Origin of the sequence: Streptomyces cavernae, assembly GCF_004023625.1 — a bacterium.
In the GTDB taxonomy this organism is placed as follows: domain Bacteria; phylum Actinomycetota; class Actinomycetes; order Streptomycetales; family Streptomycetaceae; genus Streptomyces; species Streptomyces cavernae.
In genome coordinates, this window is sequence record NZ_ML137716.1 from 93,979 (window position 1) to 106,948 (window position 12,970).

Annotated in this window: 10 protein-coding genes; 4 read left to right on the plus strand and 6 right to left on the minus strand. The window is 71.9% G+C overall.

Annotation, left to right across the window (positions count from 1 at the left end; genetic code table 11):
• Positions 1-22 precede the first annotated feature (22 nt).
• A complete protein-coding gene (locus EF387_RS09825; RefSeq protein WP_128376137.1) occupies positions 23-784 on the minus strand; it encodes a hypothetical protein in 762 nt (253 codons plus the stop codon).
• A 56-nt stretch (positions 785-840) separates the two neighbouring features.
• On the opposite strand from EF387_RS09825, the gene EF387_RS09830 reads away from it, so the two are divergent.
• Positions 841-1,662 carry an adenosylcobinamide-GDP ribazoletransferase gene (locus tag EF387_RS09830; protein WP_420802549.1) on the plus strand — a complete coding sequence of 274 codons (822 nt, stop codon included), beginning with the start codon at positions 841-843 and terminating at the stop codon, positions 1,660-1,662.
• Between the two features lie 16 nt (positions 1,663-1,678).
• Here EF387_RS09830 and EF387_RS09835 read toward each other — a convergent pair whose 3' ends face one another.
• From EF387_RS09835 to EF387_RS09855, 5 genes are all read right to left on the minus strand, one after another.
• Positions 1,679-2,476, minus strand: coding sequence for an endo alpha-1,4 polygalactosaminidase (locus tag EF387_RS09835; RefSeq protein WP_128376138.1), 798 nt, complete (start codon positions 2,474-2,476; stop codon positions 1,679-1,681).
• Positions 2,473-3,165, minus strand: coding sequence for a spherulation-specific family 4 protein (locus EF387_RS09840; protein WP_128376139.1), 693 nt, complete (start codon positions 3,163-3,165; stop codon positions 2,473-2,475). Before EF387_RS09840 ends, EF387_RS09835 begins: the two co-directional genes overlap by 4 nt.
• Positions 3,162-4,718, minus strand: coding sequence for a hypothetical protein (locus EF387_RS09845; protein ID WP_128376140.1), 1,557 nt, complete (start codon positions 4,716-4,718; stop codon positions 3,162-3,164). The genes EF387_RS09840 and EF387_RS09845 overlap by 4 nt, the downstream gene beginning before the upstream one ends.
• Positions 4,715-6,409 carry a GT4 family glycosyltransferase PelF gene (gene pelF, locus EF387_RS09850; protein WP_238431418.1) on the minus strand — a complete coding sequence of 565 codons (1,695 nt, stop codon included), beginning with the start codon at positions 6,407-6,409 and terminating at the stop codon, positions 4,715-4,717. Before pelF ends, EF387_RS09845 begins: the two co-directional genes overlap by 4 nt.
• 120 nt (positions 6,410-6,529) lie before the next feature.
• Positions 6,530-8,530, minus strand: a complete 2,001-nt coding sequence (locus EF387_RS09855; RefSeq protein ID WP_128376151.1) for a hypothetical protein — start codon at positions 8,528-8,530, stop codon at positions 6,530-6,532.
• Positions 8,531-8,950: 420 nt separating this feature from the next.
• On the opposite strand from EF387_RS09855, the gene EF387_RS09860 reads away from it, so the two are divergent.
• From EF387_RS09860 to EF387_RS09870, 3 genes are all read left to right on the plus strand, one after another.
• Entirely contained in the window at positions 8,951-10,480 is a 1,530-nt protein-coding gene (locus tag EF387_RS09860; protein WP_128376141.1) for a leucyl aminopeptidase, read from the plus strand.
• Between the two features lie 341 nt (positions 10,481-10,821).
• A complete protein-coding gene (gene lpdA, locus EF387_RS09865) occupies positions 10,822-12,210 on the plus strand; it encodes a dihydrolipoyl dehydrogenase (protein ID WP_128376142.1) in 1,389 nt (462 codons plus the stop codon).
• Positions 12,211-12,323: 113 nt separating this feature from the next.
• On the plus strand, positions 12,324-12,970 hold a 647-nt coding region (locus EF387_RS09870; RefSeq protein WP_338058099.1), incomplete at its 3' end, for a biotin/lipoyl-containing protein.

Genomic DNA, 12,970 nt, shown 5'->3' on the forward strand with positions numbered 1-12,970 from the left:
TGTCCCGGCGGAAGAGCAAGCCTCAGCGGCGGGTCGGGACGCGTGCGGGGCTTGGGTCGGGTCTGCCTCCGATCATGTCCTGGAATCTGCGGCTGCGTCCCGCCCAGCGGCGGTCGTGGTGGAAGGAACGCAGGATCGACCGGGCGCGGGCGCGCGGGCGGCGGCGGTAGGCCCGCTTGGCCCACGGGGAGCCGGGGCGGGCCAGGCGCAGGGCGCCGATGAGGGCCACGACGGGGACGAGGGTGCCGATCACCGCCATCAGGAACTTGCCCTTGACGAGGGCGACGAGGACGAGGAGGAAGTTGAACACGAGCGTCAGCAGGAGGAGCCGGCGGTCCTGGACCTCGTCCTCGCTCAGGTCGTTGACGCCGAGCGGGGCGTAGCCGGCGAGGACCAGCACGACGAGCGTCATGGTGAGCACCACGACCTCGACGCTCTTGCGGCCCTGTTCGCTCCAGTAGACGTCGTCCAGGTGCAGGATCAGGGCGAACTCGTCGAGCAGCAGGCCGGCGCCGATGCCGAAGATCACCGCGAAGACGATGGCGCCGGCGCCGTACCCGGTCGCGACGCCGCCGAAGCCGCCGAGGACCGTGAGGATCACGCCCGGGACGACGTGGTGGATGTGCACGCCGCCGCTCTCCACGTTGCGGAAGGGGCCCTTGCCCGCGCGGATCATGCGGGTGATCATGCGCGTGATCAGGAAGGTCAGGGCGAACGAGGTCAGCGCCAGGAGCAGCGGGAGCTTTCCCGGCTCCTCGATGTTGCGGTACCACCAGTCGCCCATGGGGCCAGTGTGAGGGCGCGGGCGGGGCTCCGCAGCGCGTGACGTACCCTGCGGCGGTGTCCCCCTCCCCTTCCGAGCCGGCTTCCGGGTCACCCGGAGTGTCCTCCTCTCCCACCGACGGGCTGCGCTTCGCCTTCGGCACGCTCACCGTGCTGCCCGTCACCGTGCACCGGTGGGACCGTGCGGCCGCCCGGGCCGGGATGCTCAGTGCCCCGGTCGCCGGGCTGGTGATCGGCTTGTCCTCGGCCGCCCTCTCCTGCGTGCTGCTGCTCCTGGGCGCCGGTCCGCTGCTCGCCGCGACGGCCGGGGTGGCCGTGCCGGCCGTGCTCACCCGGGGACTGCATCTGGACGGGCTCGCCGACACCGCCGACGGCCTGGGCAGCGGCAGGCCCGCGGAGGACGCCCTGCGCATCATGAAGCAGTCGGACATCGGGCCGTTCGGGGTCATCACGCTGGTGTTCGTGTTGATCGGCCAGGTGGCGGCGTTGGCGCAGGCGTACGGGGACTCGTGGGCGCGGGGCGCCGTCGCGGCGGTCGTCTCGGCGACGGTGGCCCGGGCCGCGCTCACCCTCGCCTCCCGGGCGGGTGTCCCGCCGGCCCGCCCGGAAGGCCTCGGGGCGGCGGTCGCCGGGGCCGTCCCGTGGCGGGGGGCGCTGCTCGTCGCCGTGGCGGTCGCCGTGGCCTCGGTGGCGGCCGGGGCCCTCCTGGGCTCGTACGGTGCGGTGCGCACGGTTGTCGCTGCCGGGTGCGCGCTGGGGGCCGCCGAACTGCTGCTGCGGCACTGCGTGCGGCGCTTCGGCGGGGTCACGGGGGATGTGTTCGGGGCGTTGGAGGAGACGGCGCTCACCGTCGCGCTGGTGCTGCTGGCGCTGGGCTGAGGAGGCGGGCGAACGCTCAGCAGGCCCGCCGCCAGCTCCCCAGCTCGTACTTCTTCTGCAGCGAACTCAGCCGCAGGCGGAGCGCCTCGGCGCAGAAGCGGCTCGTGGGGAGTTCGTACTCGGCGTGGAAGACCGCTTTGCGGGCCGTAACGAAGGGTTTGAGCGCGGCACACTCGTCGTACTGGGCGCATTGTTCGTTGACCGCGAAGTCGAAGTCCCCCACGAGTTGCGGGATCTGCTCCAGGTCGTTCTTGAGGCCCACGGCCATGCCGCGGTCATGGGCCATCCGGGCGATGAGCCGGTTGTAGCGGAGCTGGTCCTTCGCCGTCAGGGGGAATCCGGTGCGGTTGAGGTAGCCGTCCATGTTGTCGGGCTCGACCGCGTCGAAGCCCTTGTCGCGGCACATGTCCAGGCGGGCCGCCATCAGCGGTTCGAGTACGTCGGTGCGCCGGATGTCCAGCCAGCGCTCGCCCTCCCAGCCGTTGCCCCGGCCCAGCACCTCCCGGGGGAACTTCCGTGCGTCCGGGCGGAAGTCCTCCCAGGCGCCGGTGGAGACGTAGCAGATGACCTTGCGGTCCGCGCGGTGCAGCGCGGCGACCGTCTTGGTGGAGTGGTCGAAGCCGTCGATGTCGTAGACGGGGACGTCCACCGACGTGTCCAGCCTGCCGCTGAGCTGCCACTGCCAGGCCACCCCGGGCCGGGGCTGCCAGCGGCGGTCGTTGTCGGCGCGGCTGTCGGTGCCCGAGCCGTCCGAGGTGCAGCCCGCGAGCAGCAGGAGGGGGAGCAGGAGCGTCAGTGGCCTGATGCGTCTCATGGCGCGGGCCTCACCGGAGATGGAAGGGAAGAAAGACCGTACGGCAGGGTGCCCCACGGGTGCCGGCCGCCCCCGGGCACCGCGCAGTGGACCGCCGCGCCCCGCGCGCGGGCCAGTTCCGCCACGGTGTCTCCCGCCTCCGCCGGGACCCCGTACACCAGGTGGCACTGACGGGTCGGCGTCCCCGCCCAGGCGGTGGGCGGAAGTCCGCGGTACGTGTCCCAGGTGCCCTCGAAGGTGACCAGGACGTCGGCGATCCTGCCGTACCAGGGATGCGGTGGCACCCCGGGGTTGAGGACCAGGTGGGCGCAGCCGGCGGCCCAGGCCGCGGAGGCGAGCGCCTGGTAGTGGGGGAACCCGTCGGGTCCTGAGGCGGTCTGGTCGAAGAAGACTCCGTCGGCGCCGTACCAGTCGCGGTGGCGTTGGATGTCGCGTACGACCTGGTGGTGCGGGCGGGCGCCGTAGGCGGTGTCGGCGTATCCGAGTACCCGGACGCCGGCCGTGCGCAGCCGTTCGGCGAGGGCGGCGAAGGCCGGGTCGGGGTGGTCTCCGGGGCCGCTGGCCGGGTTGAGCACCACACCGTGGAGGCGGGGCGCGGCGGCGAGGACCGCCTCCCATTCGGCGGGGCGGATCAGGGGGTGCTCATAGTAGGGAACCAGCAGCGTGCCGGTCGTTCCGCGCGTGCTCATCGGTGGGCCGTCACCTTTCCCAGCAGGGTCCCGACCAGCCCGGCGAGTACCGCGGCCGAGGTTCCGTGGACGATCAGGCCGGTGGTCGCCGGGCCGGCCGCGTCCGTGGCGAGGGCCAGGCTCTGCGCGAGGGCCGCGGCACAGCACACCACGGCGGCGCTCATGACCGCGCCGAAGGACTGCAGCAGCAGCCCCGTCCAGAGCACCACGCCGAGCAGGAGCAGTCCGGCGAGGCGGACGGTGTCGAGGCCGGTGGCGTCCGGCCAGAGCGCCGCGGTGGCGAGGGAGAGGACGAGCAGCAGGGCGAGGTAGGCGGTGAGGCAGCGGGCGAGGTTGGCGGCGGTGGCGCGGGCGAAGTCCTGTGTGGTGTTGCTGGCGCGCAGTCCGGTGAGGCTGCGGCTGCGGAAGTGGTGCAGCAGCCATTCGGCGGGGCCCATGCTGAGGGTGAGTGCCACGGCGGCGGGGGCGGCGAAGCCCTCCGTGTTCTGTCCGGTGAGCAGGTCGGCGAGGGAGGCGAACAGCACCAGGATGCCGCTTCCGAGGCCGAAGAGCGCGTAGGGGAGCGCGGCGACGAGCCAGGGGGTGGCGGCCAGTCCCTCGTCGCGAACGGCGCGCGCCGGGGGCTTGCGGTGGGCGCCGGTGCCGGGTCTGCCGATCGCGGGCAGTCCGGCGAAGCCCGCCGCCCAGTCGATGCGCTGTCCGTGCTCCGTGTCCCGCGTGGTGGGCAGGGTCTCGCGGGCGGCCAGGACGACCACGGCGGCGACGGAGCCCAGCAGCAGGGTGACCCGGGCGGTGGTGCCGAGGTCGTGGAGGGCGGCGAGGGCGGTGCCGGCCGCGAGCGGGGTCAGGGCCGTCAGCAGGGCCCGTTCGCGGCCCATGACGAGCAGGACCGTGGCCGCGGCCAGGTACCAGGACTGTCCGGTGGCGAAGGCGACCGCGCCGGGCCGGTCCGGTGCGACGGCCAGCGCGCACAGGGAGGCCAGGGTCGCGCCCGCGGGGGCTCCGACGAGGAGGGAGCGGCGGGCGGCGGCCCGGTCGCCGAGGCCCAGCCAGGAGTAGGCGCGGTGGGACAGGCCCTGGTTCCAGGCCCAGCCGAACACGGCGCTCGCCAGCAGCGGGATCGTTCCCGCGGGCAGGGCGAAGGGGTCCCGGGCTCCGTTGAGCAGGGGCGCTCCGAGGATGTAGCCGAGGCCGGGCAGGGCGAAGACGACTCCGCGCAGCAGACAGCTCAGCAGGCTGATCCGCCACGGGTCGTTCGAAGGGCCGTCCGGTTCCGGATGACGGCGTTCGACCCGCGCGTAGAGCTCGGTGGCGAGGGTGAAGGAGTCCTTGCAGCCGTAGCGCTCGCGTATCTGGTCGTCGGACATGCCGTCGGACTCCAGCAGTGCGGCGATCTCGTCGGGATGGACGGCCGCGGCGATGAACTCCTCGAGCCGGGAGGCGAGTTCACCGACGGGGTCGGACACGGCCCGGCCGGGGGCGGGGCTCTGCCGGGGTACGTAGGGCAGGGTGTCCGGCCCGGCGCCGGGCGGGATCCACAGCGAACCGCTCAACGGGACGCTCCGAGTGCCGGGCTCGGTTCGCCTCCGGGGCGCTGGTATCGGGGGCCAGGACCGGGTCGTGCTCGGTCGCTCCTCGGCCGGGCCGTCCGCGCTCCTCCAAGCTCTCGAACGCGCTCGAGCAGGGGGGACTCCCATGCGTCCTCGTCCTCGACGCGCTCCTTCGGCTCACCGGCCGACGTGGCGAGGTTCCGGTACCAGGGGCTGCGCAGTTCCATGGTCCAGTCGGCGACGGTCTCCACGGACGGCTCGTATCTCCGCTCGGCGCCGGCCAGTTCCTGGTAGATGGTGCGGAAGGCGTCGACGGAGCGGCGCAGGGTGAAGCGGTCGATGACCCGCTGCCGGGCGAGACGGCCGAGGCGCCGGCGCCGTTCGTGGTCGCGCAGCAGCGTCAGCGCGGCGTCTGCCATCTTCCCGGGTTCCCGCGGCGGCACCACGATCCCGGTGTCGCCGACGGCCTCGCGCACTCCGCCGACGTCCGTGGAGACGGTGGTCCGGCCGCAGGACATCGCCTCGATGATGGAGAACGGGAAGCCCTCGGATATGGAGGAGAGCATCACCAGGTGGCCGGCCCCGTATGCACGTGCCACCTCGCTGATGCGGCCCTCGAAGCTCACTCCGTCGCCGACGCCGAGGTCGGCGGCGAGCTTCTCCAGCAGGCTCCGGTACTCCTCCCCGCCGGGCGGTACCGGGCCGAACAACCGCAGTCTGGTGTTGGGGAGTTGGGCGCGCACCAGGGCATAGGCGCGGATCAGGGTTTCCAGGTCCTTGATGGGGTCGATCCGGCCGCACCAGGTGAGTGTGGGCACCTCCGGTTCGGGTCCGGCGTGCGGGAAGGCGTGGGGGTCGACGCCGTTGTAGACGGTGCGGATCTTGCCCGCGTCGGCGCCACCGCGTTCCTCCCAGCGCCGGTTGTACTGGTTGCACGGGGTGATCAGGTCGGCGGCGCGGTAGCCGAGGGAGTTCAGCTCGCGGTAGAAGCCGAGCATGAACGCCTTCACGGGCCAGGTCTGGGGCGCGTTCCGGTAGCCGAGGTAGCGTTCCCGCAGATAAATGCCGTGCTCGGTGAGCAGGAAAGGCGTGCCGTCCAGTTCGCGGGCGGCGAGGGCGGGCAGGGTGGCGAGGCCGGAGCTGACCGAGTGGGCGACGCAGTCCTCCGGCAGACGCACACCGAGCGGGCGCAGGGCGTGTTCGAGCAGATCGGTCGCGGTGAGCGCGTCGTGCACGGTGGGCCGGGCGGCGGCGGTCGGCAGTCCTGGCCGGTTCCACAGCCGGACCAGCAGGCGCAGCGCGGACTCGGTGCGCAGTGCGGCCGAGAGGTGGCCGCCGCGGGCGAGTTCGGCGAGATCGTACAGTGCCTCGCCGAAGTCGCAGGGGGGCACCGGGTCGAGGAAGGCGGTCAGGAGCCGCTCGTAGGCGTCCTCGAAGCGGCGGCGGAGCCGGCCCCGGGGGGCCCTGTGGTGGCCGGGGCGCGGGCCCCAGGTCGGCACGGAGGTGTGCCGGTGGACGTTGCGCGGGAGGTCCCAGGTGACGGGTTCCCGTCCGTTGCCGGTCAGCGACACGACGTTGAAGTCGACCTCGGGCATGCCCCGTACGAGTTGGTCGCACCAGGTGCTGACGCCCCCGTGGACGTGCGGATAGGTGCCTTCGGTGAGCATGGTGACATGACGGCCGGTGCGCATCATGCGGGTTCCCCCCTGCGGACGTACGACGAATGACGCGCTCCGGGCGGGCGGGCCGGAGTGCGCGTTACATGCCGCACCCCGGCTGGTCGGGCCGGGGTGCGTGCGCTCCTGCTGTGCCGGTCAGGGCAGGCGCAGGGTGAGCGCGGACTGCAGGAAGTCCGGCGTGGTCCAGGCCGAACGACCCCCCGCGTACGGCGTGCCGAACGCGGGGGTGCTGAACAGGAGTTGCTGACGCGTTCCCTCGGGGGCGGTGACCGGGATCTTCGTCCCGGAGGGTGCCGTGACCGTGACGGTCTTGCCGATCCGGTACGCGGTGACCTTGCCTCCGGAGACCGCCGACCGCCAGGCGGCACGATTCTGCAGCTCGGCCCCGATCGCGCTCTGCCGCAGGTTCTCCAGCGGGGTGTTGTCGGCGTAGAGCGCGCGGTAGTCCGCCAGCACCTTGTCCATCACCGGGTACAGCAGCCGGTCCTCGGCGAGGTTGGACTGGTGTGCGTAGTGCGGGCGCGGGTCGTTGCCGATGGCGTGCTTCAGCGCGGCGTTGGCCTCCTGCGGGACGATGTACGAGGCGTATCCGGTGGCGGTGTCCAGCGGGGCGTCGAGGCAGGTCGAGGAGGCGTTGGACTCGCAGGCGCCGCTGCCGCCGTCGGCCTTGGAGGTGTAGATCCAGTTGTATTCGTCGGTCATCTCGGCCGCGGTGCCGACGTTGTAGTAGACGTTCATCGGGTAGCGGGGCACGGTCAGCGCGCTGCCCACCGAACGCTGGTCGGATTCGCGGGAGTTGTCGGAGGCGATCCAGGTGACGCCGTTGTCGGCGAGGGCGCCCGCGAGGTTGGGGTTGTCCTCGGGCATCTGCGGCAGCGTCTTCAGGCCGGAGTGCTCACCGGTCACCAGTTCGCCGCGCTGCACCGGAAGTCCCTTGGCGACGGCCCAGTCGTGGTTGTCCCTGATCTGGGCGGCGATGTCCGCTCGGCTCGTCCACCGGGTGCGGCCGCCGGCGTCCTTGGCGCAGGTCCACGGCACGGTCGTGGTGTCCTGGACGCAGCCCAGGTAGGGGTGGGTGTAGGTGTGGTTGATCCAGCGGTACTGGTTCTTGTCGGCGAGGAGTTGCTCGGTGAGTTCGTCGGTGCCGCCGTTCTGGCTCTTGAACTCCTCGCCGGAGCCGGCGTTGTACACCATGTCGAGGGTGAAGCCGGTGGAGCGCTGCCACTGGGCGGCGTACGCCGCGTCGGCCGCCGTCATCCGGATCGGTGTGGTGCCCTCGCCGTCGCCGTCCGCGCAGTCGAAGCCGCCGGGCGTGCAGTTGCGTTCGGTGTCCCAGCGGCTGTCGGGGGCGAACACGTCGTCGACGTGGACGGCGAAATAGTTGCGGTTGGTGCCCAGGTGCACACCCTGTGTCAGCCATTCGACGATCCCGCGCGCCAGGACCTTGAACTCGCGCTGGTGCTGGTTGTAGGCGAAGGTCACCACCAGTTCGCGGCGGCCGTCGTGGGCGTACTCGCCGATCAGGCTGCCGCGTCCGGCGCCGCCCGGGACGGCGATGTCGACATAGCTGGTGAAGCCGGTGCGCGGTCGGCCGACGTAGCCGTAACTCTCCTGCAAGGAGGGGGAGTTGTCCTCGAAGCTCAGGCTTCCGTCGAGGTACCCGAAGGGGCCCGACCGGCCGGCCGCGGTGACCCCCGCGGTGCGGCCGTCGAGTGTGCCCGCCCAGCCGCCCTCGCTGGTGTAGTCGAGGCCGACCTCCGGGTGCGCCCAGGTGTAGGCGTCGACCTGCGGGACGCCGAACGTCTTCTCGTAGCTCTCCAGTGCCGCCTGCTCGGCCGAACCGGCCCCGAACGGCGCCTCGTTGGGGAGTACCACACCCTGGTACCTGGCCCGCGGGACGCCTTGTACGGTGTCGCTCAGGAAGGCCGCGTCGATGGTGGGACGGTTCGCCGCCGTCAGGTCGATCGTGGTGTACGGGATGCCTGTGCTCTTCAGTTCGGCGGTGATGGCTTGAACCGGGCTGTCGCCGTCGTCCACGACGAGTACCTTCAAGTCGATCCGTGGCTCCACGGCCGCGACCGCCGGGGACACCGTGGGCACCCCCACACCCAGCGCCGATAACCCGGCGACCGTCAGCGTAGCCGCAACGTTTCTGCAGCGGCGCACTCTATGCACCCTATGGACCCCATTCACCCGACGGATCCCTTCGTCGTCGACGGGCCATCGATTGGAGGAGGATCCGTGAAAATCATGTGAAGCAGCGAGCGCCATGAATACCCGATTCCACCGCCTGTGAGCCAACCGGGAAAAACCTGGGAGAGCGAGAAGTGGCCATGTCAGAACGGGGCCTCAGGCCACCGCCGACATGATCGGAACCCGCTCCGCCGCGTAGGCTCGACCCGGGCCAGTTCGCAGCCCCGGCTGTGCAGGTCGGTTTTCGGCCAGATCAAGAAACTGTCGTCGGGCCCGGCCGACCCACCCAGATCGGCCAACTGCAACGCCGAAACGCCGTTACGCCGTAACGCCGTAACTCAACGGAAGCGAGATTTCACCACCGTGACTGCTCTCACTCTCAGCACCGCCGCCGCGCCCGGCCTGCGGGCCGACGCGATCGTCGTGGGTGTCGCGAAGGGCGCCCAGGGCCCCGTCGTGGCCCCGGGCGCCGAGGCCGTGGACCAGGCGTACGACGGCAAGCTCGCCGGCGTCCTGGAAACCCTCGGTGCCTCCGGCGCCGAGGGCGAGGTGACGAAGCTGCCCGCCCCCGCCGGCTTCAAGGCTCCCGTCCTGGTGGCGGTCGGCCTCGGCGCGGAGCCGGAGAAGGACTCCGCCTACTCGGCGGAGGCGCTGCGCCGCGCCGCCGGTGCCGCCGCCCGGGCACTGGCCGGCTCGAAGAAGGCCGCGTTCGCGCTGCCGCTCGCCGAGGCCGCGGACGCGGGCGCCGTCGCCGAGGGTGCGCTGCTGGGCGCGTACTCCTTCGACGCGTACAAGGAGAACGGCAGGAACGGCAGCAAGGCCAAGAACGGCAAGGCCCCGCTCGCCGAGATCGCCCTGCTCGGCGGGAAGCCCCGCGACAAGGCCTACCGGGCGGCCGTCGAGCGCGCCCTCGCCGTCTCCGAGGAGCTCAACCGCGCCCGGGACCTGATCAACACCCCGCCGAACGACCTCAATCCGGAGGCCTTCGCCGCCGTCGCGCAGGCCGCGGCCAAGGAGAACGGCATCAAGGTGACCGTGCTCGACGAGAAGGCGCTCGCCAAGGGCGGCTACGGCGGCATCCTCGGTGTGGGCGCGGGCTCCGCCTCCGCTCCCCGGCTGGTGCAGCTCACGTATTCCGGCCCGGGCGCCAAGAAGCACCTCGCCTTCGTCGGCAAGGGCATCACCTACGACTCCGGCGGCATCTCCCTGAAGCCGGCCGGTCACAACGAGACGATGAAGTGCGACATGAGCGGTGCCGCCGCCGTGTTCGCCGCGGTCGTGGCCGCCGCGCGGCTGCAGCTGCCCGTCAAGGTCACCGGCTGGCTGGCGCTGGCCGAGAACATGCCCTCCGGCTCCGCCACCCGCCCCGGCGACGTGCTGCGCATGTACAGCGGCAAGACCGTCGAGGTGCTCAACACCGACGCCGAGGGCCGGCTCGTGCTCGCCGACGCGCTGTGGAAGGCGTCCGAGGACAAGCCGGACGCGATCGTCGACGTGGCGACGCTGACCGGCGCCATGATGCTGGCGCTCGGCAACCGCACCTTCGGGGTCATGGCCAACGACGACGCGTTCCGCACTGCCGTCCACGAGACCGCGGCCGAGGTCGGCGAGGACGCCTGGCCGATGCCGCTGCCGGAGCACCTGCGCAAGGGCATGGACTCCCCCACGGCCGACATCGCCAACATGGGCGAGCGCTACGGCGGCGGCCTGGTCGCCGGGCTGTTCCTGCGCGAGTTCGTCGGCGAGGGCATCACCTGGGCCCACCTCGACATCGCGGGCCCGGCCTTCAACGAGGCGGCCCCCTTCGGCTACACCCCCAAGGGCGGCACCGGCACGGCGGTGCGCACGCTGGTGCGCCTCGCGGAGCGGGCGGCGGCGGGCGACCTGGGCTGACGCGGCCGCTCCATGCCGTCGTACGTGGCCGGCGAGTGAGCGAAGGAGCACGCCGGTGTCGAGAGACGGAACGCCTGGAGGCCCGAAGGGCCGTGCGCGATCGGGCTCTCGACACCGGCTCCGGCGCCCCGTGGGGGACCCGAGCCTCGACAAGAGAGGTGTCTCACACCCGGGCCCGGCGTCCCCACAACGGCCGACAGGTGCAAAGATGGGTTCTCGGCAGGACAGGGCCCCCACCACAGGGCCGTAGCAAGAGCGGCCGGACACCAGCCGACCGACCGGTCATCTCCCTCATGGGACGGGGAGCCCGGCGCACGGCGCACATGCATGGAGGACGTGACGTGGCGAACGACGCCAGCACCGTTTTCGACCTAGTGATCCTCGGCGGTGGTAGCGGCGGTTACGCCGCCGCGCTGCGCGGAGCGCAGCTGGGCCTGGACGTCGCCCTGATCGAGAAGGACAAGGTCGGCGGTACCTGCCTGCACCGAGGATGCATCCCCACCAAGGCCCTGCTGCACGCGGGCGAGATCGCCGACCAGGCCCGCGAGAGCGAGCAGTTCGGCGTCAAGGCCACCCTCGAGGGCATCGACGTACCTGCCGTACACAAGTACAAGGACGAGGTCATCTCCGGCCTCTACAAGGGCCTGCAGGGTCTGATCGCCTCCCGCAAGGTCACCTACATCGAGGGCGCCGGCCGCCTGTCCTCGCCGACCACCGTCGACGTCAACGGCCAGCGCATCCAGGGCCGTCACATCCTGCTCGCGACCGGCTCCGTTCCGAAGTCGCTGCCGGGCCTGGAGATCGACGGCGACCGCATCATCTCCTCCGACCACGCCCTCGTCCTGGACCGCGTGCCGAAGTCCGCGATCGTGCTCGGCGGCGGTGTCATCGGCGTCGAGTTCGCCTCCGCCTGGAAGTCCTTCGGCTCGGACATCACCGTCATCGAGGGCCTGAAGCACCTCGTCCCGGTCGAGGACGAGAACTCCTCCAAGCTCCTGGAGCGCGCCTTCCGCAAGCGCGGTATCAAGTTCAACCTGGGCACCTTCTTCGAGAAGGCCGAGTACACCGCGGACGGCGTCCGTGTCACGCTCGCCGACGGCAAGGCCTTCGAGGCGGAGATCCTCCTCGTCGCCGTCGGCCGCGGCCCGGTCTCGCAGGGTCTCGGCTACGAGGAGGCCGGTGTCGCCATGGACCGCGGCTACGTCCTCGTCGACGAGTACATGCGTACCAACGTGCCCACCATCTCCGCCGTCGGCGACCTGGTCCCGACGCTCCAGCTCGCGCACGTCGGCTTCGCCGAGGGCATCCTGGTGGCGGAGCGGCTGGCCGGTCTGAAGACCGTCCCGATCGACTACGACGGTGTCCCGCGGGTGACGTACTGCCACCCGGAGGTCGCCTCCGTGGGTATCACCGAGGCCAAGGCCAAGGAGATCTACGGTGCGGACAAGGTCGTCGCCCTGAAGTACAACCTGGCGGGCAACGGCAAGAGCAAGATCCTGAAGACCGCGGGCGAGATCAAGCTCGTCCAGGTCAAGGACGGAGCCGTGGTCGGCGTCCACATGGTCGGCGACCGCATGGGCGAGCAGGTCGGCGAGGCCCAGTTGATCTACAACTGGGAGGCGCTGCCCGCCGAGGTCGCCCAGCTCATCCACGCCCACCCGACGCAGAGCGAGGCGCTCGGCGAGGCCCACCTGGCCCTCGCGGGCAAGCCGCTGCACTCGCACGACTGACCGGCCGGGTGGTCCTTCGCGGACCGCCTTCCCCCAGTCACCGCGTCGCACACGGGCGCGACGACCACAGACTTCCGCACATACGTGCACATTCGTAAGGAGCAACCGAAACCATGGCGGTTTCCGTAACCCTTCCGGCGCTCGGTGAGAGCGTCACCGAGGGCACTGTCACCCGCTGGCTGAAGGCCGAGGGCGAGCGCGTAGAGGCCGACGAGCCGCTGCTGGAGGTGTCGACCGACAAGGTCGACACCGAGATCCCCTCCCCCGCCGCCGGCGTGCTGGCGTCCATCAAGGTCGCCGAGGACGAGACGGTCGAGGTCGGCGCGGAGCTCGCCGTCATCGACGACGGCACGGGCGCCCCGGCCGCGGCCCCGGCCCCCGCCGCCGAGCAGGCCCCCGCGCCCGCTCCGGAGCCGGCCCCGCAGGCCGTCCCGTCCACCGAGCAGGCCGCCCCCGCTCCGGCCCCGACCGCCGAGGCCGCCGCCGGCGCCGGCTCGGCCGAGGGCACCGACGTCGTCCTGCCCGCGCTGGGCGAGTCCGTCACCGAGGGCACCGTCACCCGCTGGCTCAAGGAGGTCGGCGAGAGCGTCGAGGCCGACGAGCCGCTGCTCGAGGTCTCCACGGACAAGGTCGACACCGAGATCCCGGCGCCCGCCTCCGGTGTGCTGCTCGAGATCGTGGTCGGCGAGGACGAGACCGCCGAGGTCGGCGCCAAGCTGGCCGTGATCGGCGCCCCGGGTGCCGCTCCGGCGGCAGCCCC